The organism is Nitrincola sp. A-D6 (assembly GCF_000764495.1).
In the GTDB taxonomy this organism is placed as follows: Bacteria; Pseudomonadota; Gammaproteobacteria; order Pseudomonadales; family Balneatricaceae; genus Nitrincola.
Window position 1 is genome coordinate 1 of sequence record NZ_JRLB01000103.1, and the last position, 18,420, is coordinate 18,420.

Annotated in this window: 18 protein-coding genes and 1 pseudogene; 11 read left to right on the forward strand and 8 right to left on the reverse strand. The window is 52.9% G+C overall.

The window, feature by feature from the left end; translation table 11 throughout:
* Nucleotides 1-164: 164 nt before the first annotated feature.
* A complete protein-coding gene (ubiT, locus tag LH51_RS16590) occupies nt 165-668 on the reverse strand; it encodes a ubiquinone anaerobic biosynthesis accessory factor UbiT (protein WP_052063876.1) in 504 nt (167 codons plus the stop codon).
* A 91-nt stretch (nt 669-759) separates the two neighbouring features.
* Nucleotides 760-1,356 carry a helix-turn-helix domain-containing protein gene (locus tag LH51_RS16595; RefSeq protein ID WP_036524297.1) on the reverse strand — a complete coding sequence of 199 codons (597 nt, stop codon included), beginning with the start codon at nt 1,354-1,356 and terminating at the stop codon, nt 760-762.
* A gap of 257 nt (nt 1,357-1,613) precedes the next feature.
* On the opposite strand from LH51_RS16595, the gene purU reads away from it, so the two are divergent.
* The 11 genes and pseudogenes from purU to amt all read left to right on the forward strand — a co-directional run bounded on the left by purU (nt 1,614) and on the right by amt (nt 13,284).
* Nucleotides 1,614-2,468, forward strand: a complete 855-nt coding sequence (gene purU / locus LH51_RS16600) for a formyltetrahydrofolate deformylase (RefSeq protein WP_036524298.1) — start codon at nt 1,614-1,616, stop codon at nt 2,466-2,468.
* A gap of 9 nt (nt 2,469-2,477) precedes the next feature.
* A complete protein-coding gene (locus LH51_RS16605; RefSeq protein ID WP_036524301.1) occupies nt 2,478-3,719 on the forward strand; it encodes an FAD-dependent oxidoreductase in 1,242 nt (413 codons plus the stop codon).
* Between the two features lie 10 nt (nt 3,720-3,729).
* On the forward strand, nt 3,730-3,996 hold the full coding sequence (locus LH51_RS16610) for a sarcosine oxidase subunit delta (protein ID WP_036524304.1): 267 nt from the start codon (nt 3,730-3,732) through the stop codon (nt 3,994-3,996).
* Nucleotides 3,980-6,889 (forward strand): glycine cleavage T C-terminal barrel domain-containing protein, encoded by a 2,910-nt coding sequence (locus tag LH51_RS16615; RefSeq protein WP_036524307.1) that lies wholly within the window; start codon nt 3,980-3,982, stop codon nt 6,887-6,889. Before LH51_RS16610 ends, LH51_RS16615 begins: the two co-directional genes overlap by 17 nt.
* Nucleotides 6,889-7,377, forward strand: coding sequence for a hypothetical protein (locus LH51_RS16620; RefSeq protein WP_036524309.1), 489 nt, complete (start codon nt 6,889-6,891; stop codon nt 7,375-7,377). The genes LH51_RS16615 and LH51_RS16620 overlap by 1 nt, the downstream gene beginning before the upstream one ends.
* Nucleotides 7,377-8,711, forward strand: a complete 1,335-nt coding sequence (gene glnT / locus LH51_RS16625) for a type III glutamate--ammonia ligase (protein WP_036524312.1) — start codon at nt 7,377-7,379, stop codon at nt 8,709-8,711. Before LH51_RS16620 ends, glnT begins: the two co-directional genes overlap by 1 nt.
* Nucleotides 8,712-8,735: 24 nt before the next feature.
* Nucleotides 8,736-9,641, forward strand: coding sequence for a class II glutamine amidotransferase (locus tag LH51_RS16630; protein ID WP_036524315.1), 906 nt, complete (start codon nt 8,736-8,738; stop codon nt 9,639-9,641).
* A gap of 11 nt (nt 9,642-9,652) precedes the next feature.
* Complete coding sequence (locus LH51_RS16635; RefSeq protein WP_036524318.1) at nt 9,653-10,336, forward strand: protein glxC; 684 nt, start codon at nt 9,653-9,655, stop codon at nt 10,334-10,336.
* 10 nt (nt 10,337-10,346) lie between these two features.
* Nucleotides 10,347-10,631, forward strand: a complete 285-nt coding sequence (locus tag LH51_RS23115; RefSeq protein WP_235263801.1) for a hypothetical protein — start codon at nt 10,347-10,349, stop codon at nt 10,629-10,631.
* The gene (locus LH51_RS16640; RefSeq protein ID WP_235263802.1) at nt 10,628-11,671 is read left to right on the forward strand and encodes an FMN-binding glutamate synthase family protein; all 1,044 of its coding nucleotides are present in this window, start codon (nt 10,628-10,630) and stop codon (nt 11,669-11,671) included. Before LH51_RS23115 ends, LH51_RS16640 begins: the two co-directional genes overlap by 4 nt.
* A gap of 279 nt (nt 11,672-11,950) precedes the next feature.
* A pseudogene (amt, locus tag LH51_RS16645) lies at nt 11,951-13,284 on the forward strand (ammonium transporter).
* A 63-nt stretch (nt 13,285-13,347) separates the two neighbouring features.
* On the opposite strand, the gene LH51_RS16650 reads toward amt, so the two are convergent.
* From LH51_RS16650 to LH51_RS16675, 6 genes are all read right to left on the reverse strand, one after another.
* Nucleotides 13,348-15,147 carry a flagellar brake protein gene (locus LH51_RS16650; RefSeq protein ID WP_036524322.1) on the reverse strand — a complete coding sequence of 600 codons (1,800 nt, stop codon included), beginning with the start codon at nt 15,145-15,147 and terminating at the stop codon, nt 13,348-13,350.
* A 16-nt stretch (nt 15,148-15,163) separates the two neighbouring features.
* Nucleotides 15,164-15,595 carry a PaaI family thioesterase gene (locus tag LH51_RS16655; protein ID WP_200882051.1) on the reverse strand — a complete coding sequence of 144 codons (432 nt, stop codon included), beginning with the start codon at nt 15,593-15,595 and terminating at the stop codon, nt 15,164-15,166.
* A 14-nt stretch (nt 15,596-15,609) separates the two neighbouring features.
* Nucleotides 15,610-16,161 carry a biotin transporter BioY gene (locus LH51_RS16660; RefSeq protein ID WP_036524325.1) on the reverse strand — a complete coding sequence of 184 codons (552 nt, stop codon included), beginning with the start codon at nt 16,159-16,161 and terminating at the stop codon, nt 15,610-15,612.
* Nucleotides 16,162-16,264: 103 nt separating this feature from the next.
* Nucleotides 16,265-16,888: an energy-coupling factor transporter transmembrane component T family protein gene (locus LH51_RS16665; protein WP_036524328.1), complete on the reverse strand. Its 624-nt coding sequence runs from the start codon at nt 16,886-16,888 to the stop codon at nt 16,265-16,267.
* Nucleotides 16,885-17,595 carry an energy-coupling factor ABC transporter ATP-binding protein gene (locus LH51_RS16670; protein ID WP_036524331.1) on the reverse strand — a complete coding sequence of 237 codons (711 nt, stop codon included), beginning with the start codon at nt 17,593-17,595 and terminating at the stop codon, nt 16,885-16,887. Before LH51_RS16670 ends, LH51_RS16665 begins: the two co-directional genes overlap by 4 nt.
* Before the next feature lie 344 nt (nt 17,596-17,939).
* Nucleotides 17,940-18,272: a DUF1127 domain-containing protein gene (locus LH51_RS16675; protein WP_052063877.1), complete on the reverse strand. Its 333-nt coding sequence runs from the start codon at nt 18,270-18,272 to the stop codon at nt 17,940-17,942.
* Nucleotides 18,273-18,420 lie beyond the last annotated feature (148 nt).

The following is an 18,420-nucleotide window of genomic DNA, read 5'->3' on the forward strand; positions in this document are numbered from 1 at the left end:
TGGCTGAGGTGGTCAGTCACTTTGATCAGCTGCGTCATGGGTGGACACCGGTTGAAGCGAGCATCCCGCTGCACGATCAGATGGATTGCAATGGCTACTGGTTTGGTCGTCCGGGTATGGAGCAGGTTGACTCCGGCAGCTAAGCATTACAGCCTGATGGGATATCAGGCTGTACCAAACCAGCGCTCTGCGCCTGGAAGTCTCTGGCGCAGCAGTACCTCAAGGCGCAAGGCTATCGCCCCTAAACGCGAATCCTGAATCGACCATTCCAGGCTGTCGAGCAGATTACGTACGCCCAATCCGAGTTCGGTATCACCTTCCAGCAGCAGCTTACGCTGAAAGAATAACCCGTCCGCATCGGCTTCCTGGCGCGCCAGCTGTAAAAAGGTGGGCAGATCACCGCTGATCTCAACTTCGCCCGGCAACTGACTTAACTGCAGTCGTTCATTTGCCAGTGTCAGGGTGATGCTGATATCCAGATCACGTAGTCTCAGGCTGATAAAGCGCCCCTCGAGCAGATCAAATTCACCCGCCGCAATATAGTCCCCGAACAACTGATTAAGCTGAGGCTCCAGCAGTTGCCGCTTGAGGCGCAGTGGTGTCCAGCGGTCCAGATGATGAATCATACGGACAGGCGTCGGCAGGCGACGCGGAAGCGCAATAAACATGGAGTCTCCTTAATAAGCCGTTGCTGAGCATAGTAATCGGATTTAACGCCAGGCTTGTTGATGTTAATCAAGCCAGCGTTATTTCGAGGCTTTACTCAGCATCATCATAATGAATGATAGAGAGTAGCCGGATAGGTACCTGAATCAGCTGTTCAGGACCGTGAGGTACTTCAGCATCAAATGACAGGCTGTCACCTGGGCCCATCTCATACAGATGGTTACCGTGGCGGTAGAGGATGGCCCCCTCCAGCAGGTAGATAAACTCCTGACCTGGATGAGAGAAGGTCGGGAAGACCTCGGCGGCATCGTCCATGGTGATCAGAAACGGCTCGTAGCTTTTCTTGTTGCCGCGCTGGTAGCTGAGCAATTGGTAGGTGTGGCCTTTCTCCGTACCACGACGAACCACCTCCATGCCCTCGCCTGAACGGGTCAGCTGTGCGCCACCTTCAGGGCGATCATAGTCGCTGAACAGCGTAGAAATAGTCAGTCCTATGGCATCACAGAGACGGCTCAGAGTATCCAGACTGGTGGACACCTGGGCATTTTCGATTTTACTGACCATGCCCTGGCTCAAATTGGCGATACGCGCCACATCAATAATCTTCAGGCCCTGCTCAACGCGTTTACGTTTCACTTTCATGCCTATGTACTGTTCAAGCCTGAGTTTGGGATCTTGACGTGTCTGCATATCTGCCTTCCTTTGGTGCAAGCTGTTGTATTTATGCCCAATCCGGGTGCGATTAATCGCGTAAATGTTCTAATAATTCAGAGACTTTCTGGAATGCAAAGTTTCCTGAAAATATAATAAAGTTATCATAAGTAATATTTTCAGGTATTTATCCCCTTACATGTGCAATTTATGCGCATAGGCGTCAAAGCTGGCAAGCTTGTTGCTTTACTTAAAGGAAACTAATTTTCTTTAAAGTAAATAACAGGATTGCAGCAATGGAAAGAACCTACCGGGTGGTTATCTCCTGTCCTGATCAAGTGGGCATAGTGTCCAGTGTCAGTCGCTTCATAGCCGATCAAGGTGGCTGGATCACCGAAGCACACCAGTTTGCCGATGCCGAGCGTCAACAGTTCTTTATGCGCTACGAAATTCTGGCCAGCTCTTTGCCTTACGACCTTGAGGGCTTTAAGCAAGAGTTTACACCGATTGCGCAACGTTTTGGTATGCATTGGTATGTTACCGATTCCGCTGTCGCCAAAAAAGTGGTGCTGATGGCGTCAAAACAGGCGCACTGTTTATCTGACATTCTTTACCGCTGGCGCAGTGGTGATCTGGCATTTGATATTCCCTGTGTCATCTCCAATCACGATGATCTGCGCAGTTATGTCGAGTGGCATGGCATTCCCTACCTGCATCTGCCGGTAGACCCGAACAACAAAGAACCCCACTTTGAAGCGGTGCGTGAACAGGTTGCGGCAGTTGATGCGGATGCGGTGGTGCTGGCGCGTTATATGCAGATTTTACCGCCACAGCTTTGCCAAGACTATCCGGGTCGCATCATCAATATCCATCACAGTTTCCTGCCCTCGTTTGTTGGCGCGCGCCCTTATCATCAGGCCGCCGAACGGGGAGTGAAACTCATCGGTGCTACCTGCCATTACGTGACCTCGGAGCTGGATGCCGGTCCGATCATCGAGCAGGACGTTGCCCGAGTCAATCATCACAACAGTACCGAGGATATGGTTCGCATTGGCAAGGACGTGGAAAAAAACGTGCTTGCGCGTGGGTTGCGCTATCACCTGGAAGACCGGGTGCTGGTGTATGGCAATAAAACCGTTGTGTTTGCCTAGGAGAGCACTATGCCCTGGCGTTTACTTAAATATGGCTTCAGCCAATCGCATAATGAGCCGCGTTTTTTTCCGGATACTCAGCCGCTTAAACCACACTACGATGTGGTCATTATCGGTGGTGGCGGGCATGGGATGGCCTGTGCCTATTACCTGGCCAAGGAGCATGGCATTACCAATGTGGCGGTGCTGGAGCAAGGCTATATCGGCGGTGGTAACACCGGCCGTAATACCACCATTGTGCGTTCCAATTACCTCACTCCGGAAGGGGTTAGGTTCTACGACACCAGTGTAAAACTCTTCGAAGATCTGGCCGATGATTTCGATCTGAATATCTTCTACTCCACCCGCGGTCATTTCACTCTGGCGCATACCGATAGCGCGCTGCGCACCATGCGTTGGCGTGCTGAGGTGAACAAGCATATGGGCATTGCCAGTGAAGTGGTGGATCGCCAGCTGATCGCCTCGGAAGTACCCTATATGGATCTGGATTGTGCCGGTCACAGCCCGGTGATGGGAGCGCTGTACCATGCCCCCGGTGCTGTAGCCCGCCATGATGCGGTGGCCTGGGGTTATGCCCGGGGTGCCTATAACCGCGGTGTGGAAATCCATCAGAAAACCCGGGTGACCGCTATTCGTACCCAGGGTAACAAGGTCTGTGGTGTGGATACCGACCGTGGCAGCATCAGCTGTAACAAAGTGGTGTCAATGGTGGCCGGGTCCACGCCCCGTATCACCGAGATGGTGGGTATCCGCACACCTATCGAGATCTTTCCATTGCAAGCCTGTGTCACCGAGCCGGTGAAGCCGTTTATGGACACCATTGTAGTGTCTGGCAGCTTGCATGTGTATGTCAGCCAGTCGTCACGTGGTGAACTGGTTATGGGGGCGTCGGTAGACCCCTCTGTGCTGCATTCAACCCGCTCAAGTTTTGATTTCACTGAAGGCCTGGCCGACAAGATGCTGGACCTGTTTCCGTTTGTCAGCCGCCTGAAAATGATGCGCCAGTGGGCCGGCATGAGCGATATCACCCCGGACTTTGCGCCGATTATGGGCAAAACCCCACTGGAAGGCTTTTATCTGGACGCTGGCTGGGGCACCTGGGGCTTTAAGGCGACACCGGTGAGTGGCAAAACCCTGGCCTGGACCCTGGCCAATGATCGTAATCACGAACTTATCGAACCTTTCCGTTTATCCCGTTTTGCTGACTTTGATCTGGTCGGTGAGAAGGGAGCGGCATCGGTCGGACATTGAGGAGACGACGTTGAAACTACTCGATTGCCCAGTCATCGGCTCACGCCCGATCAGTGAATTTGACTATATGGGCGAGGTGCGTGTGCCGCCAATAGATGCTGATGAGTCCACCTGGAGTGACTATGTCTTTAATCGCAACGGCGCTCCCGGCGTATTGAAGGAGTGGTGGTATCACCGCCCCAGTGGCCGCTGGTATGTGTTGTTGCGCGATACCCTGACCGACCGGGTGACCGGCCATATTGATATCTCCGAGGTGCAGTATGAACTACCGTCTTGAACCCCAGCCACTGGAGTGGATTGACCGGTCTGAAACCCTGGAATTTACCCTGGAAGGTAAGCCCTGTAAGGCTTATCAGGGTGACTGCATCAGCTCGGCATTGCTGGCAGAGGGTCGCCGTGTACTGGGGCGCAGCTTTAAATACCACCGTCCACGCGGTGTGCTGACCCTGGCTGATCATGACGTTAATGCGCTGTTTCAGTCATCCGCACGACCTAATATCCGTGGGGATGTCACCCAGGTGACTGAAGGATTATCACTCACTCCCTGTAATGTGAACGGTACCCTGGATAGTGATAGCGACAGTCGCATCGGCTGGCTGTCACGCTTTATGCCGGTGGGCTTTTATTACAAGGCGTTTTATAAACCGCGGCAGTTATTTCCGTTATGGGAAAAGCTGATCCGTAAAAAAGCCGGCCTGGGGCAGGTGGATACCGCCTGGCAGGTTGAACGTCAGGCCAAGTCCTATGCCTATGCTGATCTGTTGGTGATAGGTGCGGGTGCATCGGGAATGCAGGCGGCGCTCAGTGCTGCTGAGGCCGGGTTGGATGTAGTGCTGGTGGATGAAAATCCGCATATCGGTGGCAGCCTGGACTACCAGCTGACGAATGACCCCAGTGTGGCCCCCGAACGCAAGCGACTGAAAGACAGTGTGACACAACACCCGAATATTCGCGTGCTCACCTCAACCCTGGCATGTGGCTGGTATACCGATCATTACCTGCCTTTACTGACACCCCAGGGCATCATCAAGCTGCGTAGCCGTGGTGTGATTCATGCCGGTGGAGTGATGGAGCAGCCTGCGGTGTTTCGTAACAATGACCTGCCAGGGGTGATGATGGCATCTGCCGCACAGCGCCTGATCAGTCGCTATGCGGTTAAACCGGGGCAGCGTGCGGTGGTATTCAGTGCCAATGAGGAAGGCTACCGGGCGGTGCTGGATCTGTTAGAAGCCGGTGTGGATGTGGTGGCGGTTGCTGATCCTGGTGAGCCTGGCCTGCGCGGTGACTGCGCCAAGCAGGTGATGGCTAAAGGAATTAAGGTGCTCCAGCAGACCCAGGTATACGAAGCGCTGGGTCGCCAGAGCCTGACCGGCGTCAAACTGGCTGCTGCCTCAAAGGGTCAGTGTGATCCGGCTCATCTGCAGCACTTTGACTGCGACCTGTTGCTGATGAGCATGGGTTGGGCGCCGGCGGCACAGCTGATCTATCAGGCCGGTGGCAAGCTGGCTTATGACTCAGGTCTGGAGCAACTCTTGCCCGCACACTTACCTGAAGGCATCTTTGCCTGTGGCCGACTGAATGGTGCCTTTACCCTGGCACAACGCCTTGCCGATGCCAAAGCGGCGGCCGCTGAAGCTGTCGCCTGGCTGGCTGGCCAGCCACAGCCGCGTGACCTGACGATTTTTCGTGACAGCCAGCCGCACAGCCACCCCTGGCCGATCATTGAGCATCCCAAGGGTAAAAACTTTATCGATTTTGATGAAGATCTGCAGCTCAAGGATCTCAGTAATGCGATGACAGAAGGCTTTGACAATATCGAATTGCTAAAGCGCTTTTCCACCGTGGGTATGGGGCCAAGCCAGGGCAAACACGCCAATATGAATGCCATTCGTGTGCTGGCGCGGCACCATGGCATAGGCATCGATGCGGCCGGTTCCACCACCGCACGTCCGTTCTTTCATCCGGTACCTGTGTCGGCACTGGCCGGACGGCGCTTTCGTCCGGAGCGCCTCACAGCTTTGCACTCGCTGCACCTGGTATTGGGCGCTCAGTTTATGGAGGCCGGTGTCTGGTTGCGGCCGGAATACTATGGTTCGGTTGCCGAGCGTGAAGCCAGCATCCGCAACGAAGTGCTGGCGGTCCGTCAGGGGCTGGGGCTGATCGATGTGTCCACCCTGGGCAAAATCGAGGTGATGGGTCCGGATGCTGAGCGCCTGCTGGATCTGGTGTACACCATGAAAATGTCCAGCCTGGCGATAGGTATGACCCGCTATGGTCTGATGGTGGATGATTCCGGCGTTATTATCGATGACGGTATTGTCGCGCGTGTCAGTAAAGACAGGTTTTATGTTACCGCAACCACCAGTCATGCGGATGCCACCTTTAAAATTCTGTCCAAGCAGATTCAGTTCTGTGGTCTGAATGTGCGGCTGGTTAACCGCACCGGTTCACTGGCGGCGATGAATCTGGCCGGGCCTCATAGCCGCCGTATCCTGTCTGCCCTGACAGATATCGATCTGGATGAAGCGGCTTTTCCCTACCTGGGCATGCGCGAAGGTCAGTTGTGCGGTTACCCCGTACGCCTGATCCGCGTGGGCTTTGTCGGTGAGCTGGGCTACGAGATACATCTGCCACACAACGCCGCTGTAGCTGTATGGCAAGCGCTGATGCAAGCCGGTGAATCTGTGGGTATTCGCCCGTTTGGTGTTGAAGCACAGCGTATTCTGCGACTGGAAAAAGGCCACATTATCGTTGGTCAGGATACCGATGGCTTAACCAATCCTTTTGAAGCCGCCATGAGCTGGGCGGTACCACTGAAGTCAAAACTCTGGTTTACCGGCAAACCCTCACTGGCATTGCTGAAAGATCGCTGTAAACGCCGTTTGGTGGGCTTTCGCCTGGCTGAAGGCGCACCGGAGAAGCAGGTTAAAGAGTGCCACCTGATCCTGGAGGCCGACGAGATGGTGGGTCGGGTGACCAGTGTCGCCTTTAGCCCGTCCCTGGGCTGTGTGATCGGGCTGGCGATGCTGGATCTGCCGTTGGCCGATCAATTGAAAACGATTCAAATCCGTACCGATCAGGGTGAGTTGCTGTCTGCGACCCTCTGTGATCTGCCCTTTTATGACCCGCAAGGGGCACGTCAGCGTGTTGATATCGAGGAGGTTGCCTGATGAGTGCATTAAAACTGACTCCGCTAGATACCTGGCAAGGCTGGATACTGACCGGTCCAGAGAGTAGCACGGCGCTGCAGCAGGCTGAATTGCCGGTGCCAGAACACGTATTTGAGGTTGTTATGCACGGCGGCAATCTGGTCGCTAAAACCGGCCGCGATGAGTTTATGGCCTTTGTACTGCCTGACGTCCGTCAGCCACATGCTGACTGGTGCTTTCGCCGTCATGACTGCATTTTTCAACTCAGTGGTGCGGCCTGGATGGCGGTGATGGCGCAAGTTTGCCAGTTTGATTTTCGGCAGATGCAACCTGGTGACTGGCAGATGCTGGCCGTCGCCGGGGTGAACTGCTGGCTGTATCTGACCACAGAACCTGAGACGCGCTTGCTGATCGGTTGTGATCCCGGATTTACCCAATACCTGCAAGAAAACTTGGATGCCGTCATCGCCGATGTCGGTCCGACTTCAGCTTACCCAGGAGGTGCATAATGCTACCCACAGACGTTCAGAGCTTTATCACAGAGAAACAGATTAAATACGTACTGGCCCAGTTTGTGGATATTCACGGTGTGGCCAAGACCAAATCCGTACCGGTACATACGCTAATGGATGTAGTGGAAAAGGGGGCTGGATTTGCCGGTTTTGCGGTCTGGGGCATGGGTATGGAGCCACACGGCCCGGACTTTATGGCACGGGGAGATCTGAATACCCTCAGTGCCGTGCCCTGGCAGCCAGGTTATGCCCGTTTGGCTTGTGATGGTTATGTGAATAATAAACCACATGGCTATTGCAGCCGGGTACTGCTGAAGCGACAGCTGGAACGACTGACGCAACGGGGCTGGACGCTGAACAGCGGGCTGGAACCCGAGTTCTCACTGTTCCGCAAATCAACCGATGGCAAGCTCATTCCGGTTGATGAGAGTGATGTGCTGGATAAGCCCTGCTATGACTATAAAGGCCTGTCACGCTCACGTGAGTTTCTGGAGCAACTGGTTGAATCGCTGCAAGCTGTCGATTTTGATGTCTATCAGATAGATCACGAAGATGCCAACGGTCAGTTTGAGATCAACTACACCTACAGTGATGCTCTGACCTCGGCCGATCGCTTTACCTTTGTGCGTATGGCTGCCGGTGAAATCGCCAACAAGCTGGGCATGGTCTGCTCCTTTATGCCCAAGCCTGATTCCAGCCGTACTGGTAACGGTATGCACTTCCATCTCTCCATCTGTGATGAAACCGGCCGTAACCTGTTTAACGATGACAGTGATCCTTTGGGGATGGGCCTGTCGAAGATGGCCTATCACTTTACCGCGGGTCTGCTGCATCACGCTCCAGCCCTGTGTGCCTTTGCGGCACCGACGGTTAATTCCTACAAACGCCTGGTGGTTGGACGCTCCTTGTCCGGTTCTACCTGGGCACCTGCCTATATTTGCTATGGTGATAACAACCGCTCCGCCATGGTACGTGTGCCTTATGGTCGCCTGGAGTTCCGCCTGCCGGATTCCGGCTGTAACCCCTATCTGGTACATGCGGCACTGATCGCCGCCGGTCTGGATGGTATCGAGCGTGAACTGGAAGCTGGTGAGCCGCATAACATCAACCTGTATGAACTGGATCGCCAGCAGTGCCTGGAAAAGGGCATTGGCATCCTGCCGCAGAACCTGGATGAAGCGATTAACGCGCTGGAAGCCAACACCATGTTCAGTGAGGCTCTGGGTGCTGATTTTGTACAGGAATTTATCAATATCAAGCGTATGGAATGGGTGGAGTACAGCCGTCATGTCTCCGACTGGGAACTGAAACAGTACGCGGAATTTTTCTGATCTGGCTTTGTAGAGGATAAGCATATGTGTGGAATTGTAGGGCTGTATCTGAAGAATCCGGCGCTGGAGTCGCGCCTGGGTGAGCTGTTCGAACCCATGTTGATCGCCATGACTGATCGTGGCCCAGACAGTGCCGGTTTTGCGATTTACGGTGATGAAGTGGCTGAGGGGCATATCAAACTGACGCTGCGCCATCCGGATCCGGATTTTGATTGGGAAGTCCTGGCTGAACTGGCCAAAACTCAACTGAGTGCCAGTCTGGAATGGTTTCAAAATGCCAATGTGGCGGTATTTAAGCTGGAGGCTGAAGAGTTCGCTGCGCGTGACTGGTTTGCCCAGCAGGCACCGGATGTGCTGGTACTGAGTGTGGGTCGTTCGATCGAAATTCTCAAAGAAGTCGGATTGCCAGTCGATATTGCCAGCCGTTTCTCGCTTTCGGGTATGCAGGGTAGTCATATTATCGGTCATACGCGCATGGCAACCGAGTCGGCGGTCACTATGGAAGGTAGCCACCCTTTCTCAACCGGAATGGACCTGTGTCTGGTGCATAACGGCTCGCTATCCAATCACAACCGCTTGCGTGAAAACCTGCGCCGTGAAGGGATCAGTTTTGAAACTGAAAATGACTCTGAAGTGGCCGCGGGTTATCTGACCTGGCGTTTGCGCCAGGGTGACAGCCTGAAACAGGCGCTGGAAAGTGCGCTGAAAGATCTGGATGGCTTCTTCACCTTTACCATCGGCACCCGTGATGGCTTTGCTGTGATTCGTGATCCCATCGCCTGCAAACCGGCGGTATTGGCGGAAACTGATGACTATGTCGCCATGGCATCCGAATATCAGGCGCTGACCAGTTTGCCGGGTATTGAAAATGCCCGTGTTTGGGAACCGGAACCCGCCACCGTTTATGCCTGGGAACGTCAAGGTCAGTGAGGAATAAGAGCATGAAAACAATTGATTTAGAACAGAGTAGTGTGCGTGAACTTAACCAGGCGCTGCATGATCAGGCGCTGCAATGTACCGAGCGTGAATGGCAGGTGACCCATCCGGCGGGCAAGCACAATCTGGCCTGTGGACTCGATCAGAACCTGTCTATCGATATCGTCGGTCACGCCGGTTACTACTGTGCAGGAATGAACAAAAAAGCCCACGTAGTGGTGCATGGCAATGTGGGTCAGGGTGTGGCTGAGAATATGATGTCCGGCAGTGTCCGGGTCAAGGGCGATGCCTCTCAGTCAGCCGGTGCTACCGGCCATGGTGGCTTGTTGGTAATCGAAGGCAATGCCGCGGCACGTTGCGGCATCTCCATGAAAGGCATCGATATTGTGGTCAAGGGCAATGTCGGCCATATGAGCTGCTTTATGGGCCAGGCCGGCAACCTGGTGATCTGTGGCGATGCTGGCGATGCCCTGGGCGACTCGCTCTATGAAGTGCATATCTATGTTAAAGGACAGGTTAAGTCGCTGGGTGCGGATTGCATCGAAAAAGAGATGCGTGAAGAGCACCTCCAGGAGTTGGGTGCCTTGCTGAACCGCGCCGGTGTCGATGAAGACCCCACCAGCTTTAAGCGCTACGGCTCTGCCCGTGATCTCTACAACTTCAAAGTCGATAATGCGGCCGCTTACTGAGGATAGCATCATGAGTGACATAAATGTAAAACCGGGACTGCGTGAGTCAGCCACCTTTGATCGTCATACCATTGCCGAGATTCAGCGTGCTGCTGACACAGGTATCTATGATATCCGCGGTTTTGGTGCCAAGCGCCGTGTGCCGCACTTTGATGACCTGCTGTTTTTAGGGGCCAGCATGTCGCGCTACCCCCTCGAAGGCTATCGGGAAAAGTGCAATACCCAGGTGGTGCTGGGAGATCGTTTCGCGAAAAACCTATCGTCATCGAAACGCCGGTCACTATTGCAGGTATGAGTTTTGGGGCCTTGTCGGCTAACGCCAAAGAGGCGCTGGGACGTGGCGCATCCGCCGTTGGTACATCAACTACTACGGGTGACGGTGGCATGACACCGGAAGAGCGTGGCCAGTCGAGCAAGCTGGTGTATCAGTACCTGCCATCGCGTTACGGTATGAACCCGGATGACCTGCGCAAAGCCGATGCGATTGAAGTGGTGCTGGGACAGGGTGCCAAGCCCGGTGGTGGCGGTATGCTGCTGGGGCAGAAAATTACCGACCGTGTGGCGATGATGCGCACCCTGCCCAAAGGTGTGGATCAACGTTCGGCCTGTCGTCACCCTGACTGGACGGGTCCGGATGATCTGGCCATCAAGATTCAGGAACTGCGCGAAATCACCGACTGGCAAGTCCCCATCTATATCAAGATCGGCGCTACGCGTACCTATTATGACGTCAAACTGGCGGTTAAAGCTGGTGCTGATGTGATCGTGCTGGATGGGATGCAAGGTGGAACGGCGGCCACTCAGGATGTATTTATTGAGCACGTCGGCATTCCCACCATGGCAGCGATTCCGCAAGCAGTACAAGCTTTGCAGGAGATGGGCATGCACCGCAAGGTACAGTTGATTGTCTCTGGAGGAATACGTAACGGTGCGGATGTGGCCAAGTGCATGGCATTGGGAGCCGATGCTGTGGCGATCGGTACGGCGGCACTGGTAGCGCTGGGCTGTAACCACCCTAAATGGCAGTCTGAGTACGAGAAAATTGGCTCCGCAGCAGGCTTTTACGATGATTACCATGAAGGTAAGGACCCAGCCGGTATTTCTACCCAGGACCCGGATTTGATGGGACGACTGGACCCGGAAGAGGGTGGTCGGCGTCTGGCCAATTACTTGCGGGTGCTGACACTGGAGGCGCAAACCCTGGCTCGTGCCTGTGGCAAGAATGACCTGCGCAACCTGGAACCGGAAGACCTGGTGGCCTTGACCGTTGAAGCCGCGGCGATGGCACGTGTGCCTTTGGCGGGTACGCAGTGGATCCCGGGCCAGGGATACTAAAAAAGCTTAGTCAGTTGTGCAACCGGGGCAGGGGTCTGTGCGGTTGCACAAAAATATAACACGAGGCTGTACCTGTGTTTCTTTATGGGGCATTGAGTTTATCAACATTGTTCGAAATATCATTCTAATTATTTGAAAAATATAAATTATATTTAGATGGCATGAATTTTTCATATAAAATTATGTTTATCTAAAAGAAATTATATTTCTTTAAAATTAATTCTAGGGGGTGGCTATGATGCACTTTAACCACAGATTTATACGCGGGGGAACCTTGTGATGGAAGGCATGATTCTGGAACTGGGCTATGCCCTGGATACCTTTTATTTTCTGATGTGTACGGCACTGGTCATGTGGATGGCGGCGGGTTTTGCTATGCTGGAAGCTGGTCTTGTGCGTAGCAAAAACACCGTGGAGATACTGAATAAAAACGTACTGCTCTACGGGATTGCTTGTACGGCGTATCTCTTTGTCGGTTACAACATTATGTATCCGGGCAGCCCGATCAGCAGCGTTATTCCTGGCATTGACTTCCTGCTGGGTGCAGAAAATACCGTCGAAGATGTCACCCTGGGTGGTGAGGATGCACCTTATTACTCCAATATGGCTGACTTTATTTTCCAGGCAGTGTTTGCAGCGGCGACCATGTCGATTGTATCGGGTGCAGTGGCAGAACGTATGCGCTTGTGGCCGTTTCTGGTGTTTGCAATTTTCATGGTGAGTGTGATCTATCCGGTTTCCGGTTACTGGAAATGGGGCGGTGGCTTCCTGGATGAACTGGGCTTCCAGGATTTCGCGGGTTCCATTGTCGTGCATGCCGCGGGTGCATCGGCTGCACTGGCTGCGGTGATACTGGTGGGTGCCCGTAAAGGCAAGTATGGCCCTAAAGGTGAAGTGCGCGCTATTCCGGGTGCTAACCTGCCTATGGCTACGCTGGGTATGTTTATTCTATGGATGGGTTGGTTTGGTTTTAATGGCGGTTCAGAGCTTAAAATCGCCAATGTTGAAGAAGCCAATGCCGTGGCGATGATCTTTGTCAATACCAACGCCGCGGCAGCAGCCGGTGCTGTTGTAGCCGCCCTGTTTGCCCGGTTCCTGTTTGGTAAAACCGATATCACCATGACCATCAATGGTGCTTTGGCGGGTCTGGTATCTATCACGCTGAGCCGCTGATGCCAAGTGCCGGCCTGGCCGTTTTGATTGGTGCTGTCGGCGGTATCGTCGTCGTGGTCTCTGTACTGGGGCTGGACAAGCTTAAACTGGATGATCCCGTTGGTGCCATTTCAGTACACGGTACGGCCGGTATCTGGGGCATTTTTGCGGTATTGCTGAGTAATCCAGACGCCACGTTCATGGGTCAGTTGATTGGAACGGTGGTTATTATCGCCTGGATGTTTGCTGCCAGCATGGTGGTTCTGGTGATTCTGAATAAAGTGATGCCACTGCGTGTCAGTGAAGAAGAAGAGCTTGAAGGTATGGATATCCATGAGTGCGGTATGCTCGCCTATCCAGAATTCGGCCCGGCTTCTCAGGCATCCGATATGCATTCGGGTGGCAACTCTGATCAGGGTGCTGCGCGAAGCAAACCTGTTTCGAATCCAGCGACCAGCTAGGTTCTGAAACAAGCCCTCCATCAAAGGCCCGCAAGGGCCTTTCTTATATTCTCAGCGGCAGCTTCAGCAATTGACTGCTGATTTCATAACGCAATGGATTGGCGGGGCGTTCAATCTCCAGCCACTTGTCTCGGCCAACAGCAGATCGCGTGGCGGAACCAGACTGTTGAATTTGGCATTATAGACAATACGCAGATGTGACGGATGTTTATGTGCATCCTGACGCATCACCAGTGCCACCGTTGCATCATTCAGTAGCACTGAGGAACCCAGTGGGTATTTACCTTGCTGTTTAAGCAGTAGCCGCATGCTGGGCTGATGGAATTGATCTGGCATATCTGCCAGTTGTTTGTAAGCTCTGAGTGGATGGTAATGCCAGTCACAGTTATGCCAGCATTGGCTGAGTTTCTCATGTGCATAAATAACGCCAGCCAGTTTACTGACGCGATTGAGGGCCTGATCATTATGGCCATTGGGCAAACCACTGCCATCCAGGCGTTCATGACAGTCACGCACTATGTAGAGAGTTTCATTGGCCAGATCGGGTAAGGCATTTAATAGATTGACCAGTTGCTTGTGTGCAACTGAGAGGGCTGGACGGGTTGCTTTGTCAAATTCCAGTACGGCACTCTGGATACCATCAGGTAGCAGCGCCCGTGATAGTTCATGGCACAGGCCGCCAAGAATTAATCCTTCCAGCATCTCATCTTTGATTTGATCGCCGTACTGGGTGGCAAGGGTATCTGCCAGGCTGATGGCAAAACTGATTGAATGCTGAAACAGAAAGGTTTGTGAGTCACGTGGAATACACAGGATCACCAGCCCTTGAGAATCCTGTCGTAGTGCCTGTAACAGTTGTTGAGATGCGTCTTTCGCCTGTTCAATTGGCAAAGCCTGACCGCTGCGCAAGCGGGTGATCAGGCTTTTGATAGCGGTAATTCCGGATTGATGTGCCCGGCGTATATTAATGGGTGCTACAGCGTCGCTAACAGCAAAGGTGGATTTTTGTGTTAAGGGAGATGTATCTGCCGGACTGGCTTGTTGTGCAGCAGAGGTTTCGGTGGAAGGACGTTGGGTATTCCCAGCCACGACCCTGTGTTCCGCCGGTACGAAAAGGGCCGGTGTTCCTGCTGCATTGCTTCCCTCGTTACGCATGTGGTTGATGTAGTCACGTTGCAGATCAGTTACCAGCCGTGACAGGTATTGTTTCTGAGAAGCCCTTAAGGATGTAAAACAACAACCCAGGTGAGTGCAATCACGTGCTGATTCATAGTCAGCGCGAACGATGCTGAGATCGACACTGAAGCAACTCGTATCTGGAAAGCTGAGTAATAGTGGCAGAGCCTCCGAAAGATCACGAAAATCTTCAAGCCGATGACCGCTTAGTTCAATGCGACAGCCATCCACAGACAGGTCTTTAAGCCGTCCCGTTACTGTTACCTCATCCGCAAAGGGCAGGCTGGCAAAAATATCCAGCAGTGGGCGAATTGGAGCCCGGTATGAACGTCGTCGTTGCAGGTAATAGATTATGTCTGGAATCACCGCCGTAAAGGTTAATTCACCCTGTGTGTCAGCGGGTGTCATGGCAATACCGGGTAGTGTCAATAAGCAGCCGTTATAGCGTGCAGTCAATGTCAGCTGGCGTGCCTGGAGCAGATTATGACGTTGTTGTGGTAGGGGGGCGTCAAGTCGTATCAGTCCTTGATGTACATCCAGGCTGGCGATGTAAGTGGTTAGCGTACATGAGGAACCATCCGGGTGAATACTAATAGGCGTAGCACGTTCACTTAGCCGGGACAGCATCTGCTGAATCGTTTTGGCGGACTTAATTAATTCACCTTCAGGTACCTGTTTGTCTGACATTAATACGACTCATCTATTATCGGCGTGGAGGCACAGAGTAGGTCCCTACAACATGTGCCACAGGACTATCCTGCCCCTCGCTGTACAACTCTACTTCACCAATGACTAAGCGTTTTCCCAGTTTCAACAGTGTTGCTTTTGCCACTAATGCCGCATCGGCAGCCGGCTTGTTCAGAAAGTGACAGGTGAAGTCAGTGGTAACGGTCAGGGCTTCTGGCCCTATGCGTGACAGGATTGCAACATACAGCGCCACATCAGCCAGTGCCATCATGGTTGGGCCAGACACTGTACCGCCAGGACGCAGATGGCTGTTATCGACTGGTTGACGAAGTAATGCATAGTCTGTCGTTACTTCGGTCACCTGGCCTTCGAACTGTGGATAGACATCGGCCAGAAAGTCTGTGAGTTGATTGCAGTTCATCAACAGAGCAGGGGGATTAGTAGTCATAGAGCGTCCTGAGTTTATTGTCGAGTTAACATGGCGCCTGGAAGTCCTTTGACTACCGCTTGAGCAACGCCTGCGGCAATAACCGCTTTAATTAGATCGCCAGGAATGAAAACGGCCATCACCAATAGAGCATCCAGCCAGTCACGCCCGGAAATGAGTTTGAAACCGGTAATGCCAAATAAGTAGAGCACCAGGATGCCACCAAAAATGGACGCCAGCAGCGCCGCAGGGAAAACCGGCAAGCGTTTGAGCCAGAGCGCCATATAGCCAGTGGCAAATGCAGCAAAAGGAAAACCTATGGCAAAACCAGCGGTCGGACCGACGAACACGCCTAGCCCACCACGCCCACCTGACAGTAAGGGTGCACCTAGTGCCACCACAAAAATAAACAGCGCCATAGCCAGTGCTCCCCGCCAAGGGCCCAGCATCACGCCAGCGAGCATCACGCCCAGTGTTTGTGCGGTAATGGGGATGCCGGTGATGAAGGGCACCGGTGGAATCAAACCTAATGCTGCAATCAGGGCGGCGTAGAGTGCTATCTGTACCAGGGACTTATCTTGTTTCATGAATGCCGTTCTAATTATGGCAGGTAAAGGGCCTGCTGAAGTTGATTGTTTGAAAATTGATTGTAGCATGCACAGTTGTTGCTGGGCTCTATATCCTGGCAATTTAGCGGCGGGTTTTTGCCAATCCAGCCGGACTGATACCGCCACGGGCTGCCAGTGCTTCAGCCACATTATCGGATAAACGAATAGACTGAATAGTTAGCGGGATCGCCAGGCGCCAAAGTTTACGGCCACCGCCGCGTGCTTTCCATGCATCCATCAGGTGGCTGACAACCGCCATCAATACTGGAATAAAGCGTATTAATAAGGTGACAGCAAAGGCGATACGGCGGGTGTCAACGCCCAACAGGCGCAAGGGTGCAAACAGTGGCATCACCGCATCCATCATGTCATCCATTCGCGTGGTCAGGGTGATCAGGTTTGCCAGCAGTATCAGTGTCAGCATACGCATGATCAGTACGGCGGCGGCCGCGAAACCAATGCTCCACCATTGCAGCAGAAAAATCAGAGCAAAAAGAGGGAGCAGCACTTTCAGAGCCAGAAGTTGATGCAGTGCCGCACGGCCCTGTGACACATAAGCCAACAGGGTAGCCATTAATACGAGCAGCAAAACCAGGGGCTGCTCTACCGGGTAGAGCAGCAGGCTGATAGCCGCCAGAGACAGTAGTTTCACTCCAGCTGGCAGGCGGTGGAGCCAGCTCTTTTGCGCCAGATAGAGGCTGATCATAGACTAGGGGCTCTTCTGGCAGCCGCCTGATATGCAGGCAATACCTGATCTGGTGGGCCATCTTGAAACACCTGCCCCTGTTCCAGCCAGATAATCCGTTCAAACGTCTCCAGTGTGTCCAGCTCATGACTGATCATCAGTAGTTGTTGTGGCAGTTGTGACAACAGATCCATTATCTGATAACGCGTAGGCAGGTCGAGCGCTGAAAAAGGCTCATCCAGTATCAACACACTGGGGTTCATCAGCAGCACCGCAAAAATACACACCAGTTGTTTCTGTCCATCTGACAGACTGTGCACCGCCTGATCGGCCCAGTTACTGCGCTGGTGCGTGGCGAGGAAGTCAGTTACTTGTCGAGTTGCTTGTTGTTTGCTGATCCCCTGATTCAACAACCCAAAACACAGTTCTTCTTCCACTGTGGGAAAAATGATCTGATGATCCGGATTCTGAAAAATAAAGCCTACCTGTGCCGACATTTTCTCTGGTCCACAACAGGGGTTATGACCATGTACATCAATGCGCCCGGAATCCGGTTGCAGCAGCCCGTTTATCAAGCGCACTAAAGAGCTTTTACCAGAACCGTTGTGACCGATCAGACCAATACGCGATTCGCGCAACTCAAGAGACAGTTTCTTGAGAACACAATGATTATTGCGGGTTAGGCTGACCTGATCAAAGATGATAGAAGGACTGGAGTTGTTAATCATAGGGCTTGGCTAGTAGTAAGGGGCGTAAAGAGTAACTGTTCAGTGATTATGGACGCAAGCGTAACCGCTGTTATTGGTAGAGTTTGTATTACTCTTAGGTAGGGTTCGTACTGGGTGCTATGCTGGGGTAGTGGTATCGCTTTGGTGGGACACGCTTTTCGTCATCCATGACCGCTCGGCAGCCGCTCTGACCGCCATGGATGGCGGGAATGCCGAAAATGCAGGAGCATTTTTCGGCCCTGGCGGCTGACGGTCCCACCAAAGCGATACCACCATCCCGCCGAACCTCTGTGCCAGCCCTAATAGCCTACAGATGTCCATTAGCCCTAAGAAGCCAAATAACCCTACCAACCACGGCGTTTTTTCAAGCACGCACGTTGTTTCTGTCGCTGTTGTTGTAATACTAGCTGTGCGTCCACGTTTAACGGCTGTTGTGCCGCCCAGAGCAAATCATCGCGTGTATAACCCATGTCTTCAAGCATATGATCATCATAATCTAACAGTTGCACTAATTTGCGCCGACGACTCCAGGCCTTAAACCAGTTCTCAATTGCATCAATCAGTCCTAATGGTGGCATAGCGGGCATGTAGAAGTCAGGAAGAGCTGACTTAACAGATTGCTTTTGCTTTACAGCTTCCTGACGGTAAAGCTCACATTTATGGTTAAGGTTTGTCATTTTTCTACCCTCCTGACGATCAGTCACACTGTCGTTTATCAGTATTCAGAAATTGCACGTTGCTGTTTAGGGTTTAAGCATGGCCGCACGATATTGTTCAATCAAACGAAAAGTACTACACTCATGATTAAGAAAAATTGAAAGGTAG

Bases quoted from the DNA above. Each gene is read 5' to 3' on its own strand.
- LH51_RS16650 (WP_036524322.1), bottom strand. From the start codon at position 15,147: ATGTCAGACAAACAGGTACCTGAAGGTGAATTAATTAAGTCCGCCAAA.
- LH51_RS16675 (WP_052063877.1), bottom strand. From the start codon at position 18,272: ATGACAAACCTTAACCATAAATGTGAGCTTTACCGTCAGGAAGCTGTA.
- LH51_RS16655 (WP_200882051.1), bottom strand. From the start codon at position 15,595: ATGACTACTAATCCCCCTGCTCTGTTGATGAACTGCAATCAACTCACA.
- LH51_RS23115 (WP_235263801.1), top strand. From the start codon at position 10,347: ATGAGTGACATAAATGTAAAACCGGGACTGCGTGAGTCAGCCACCTTT.
- LH51_RS16660 (WP_036524325.1), bottom strand. From the start codon at position 16,161: ATGAAACAAGATAAGTCCCTGGTACAGATAGCACTCTACGCCGCCCTG.
- glnT (WP_036524312.1), top strand. From the start codon at position 7,377: ATGCTACCCACAGACGTTCAGAGCTTTATCACAGAGAAACAGATTAAA.
- ubiT (WP_052063876.1), bottom strand. From the start codon at position 668: ATGTTTATTGCGCTTCCGCGTCGCCTGCCGACGCCTGTCCGTATGATT.
- LH51_RS16630 (WP_036524315.1), top strand. From the start codon at position 8,736: ATGTGTGGAATTGTAGGGCTGTATCTGAAGAATCCGGCGCTGGAGTCG.
- LH51_RS16605 (WP_036524301.1), top strand. From the start codon at position 2,478: ATGCCCTGGCGTTTACTTAAATATGGCTTCAGCCAATCGCATAATGAG.
- LH51_RS16670 (WP_036524331.1), bottom strand. From the start codon at position 17,595: ATGATTAACAACTCCAGTCCTTCTATCATCTTTGATCAGGTCAGCCTA.
- LH51_RS16595 (WP_036524297.1), bottom strand. From the start codon at position 1,356: ATGCAGACACGTCAAGATCCCAAACTCAGGCTTGAACAGTACATAGGC.
- LH51_RS16615 (WP_036524307.1), top strand. From the start codon at position 3,980: ATGAACTACCGTCTTGAACCCCAGCCACTGGAGTGGATTGACCGGTCT.
- LH51_RS16640 (WP_235263802.1), top strand. From the start codon at position 10,628: ATGAGTTTTGGGGCCTTGTCGGCTAACGCCAAAGAGGCGCTGGGACGT.
- LH51_RS16620 (WP_036524309.1), top strand. From the start codon at position 6,889: ATGAGTGCATTAAAACTGACTCCGCTAGATACCTGGCAAGGCTGGATA.
- purU (WP_036524298.1), top strand. From the start codon at position 1,614: ATGGAAAGAACCTACCGGGTGGTTATCTCCTGTCCTGATCAAGTGGGC.
- LH51_RS16665 (WP_036524328.1), bottom strand. From the start codon at position 16,888: ATGATCAGCCTCTATCTGGCGCAAAAGAGCTGGCTCCACCGCCTGCCA.
- LH51_RS16635 (WP_036524318.1), top strand. From the start codon at position 9,653: ATGAAAACAATTGATTTAGAACAGAGTAGTGTGCGTGAACTTAACCAG.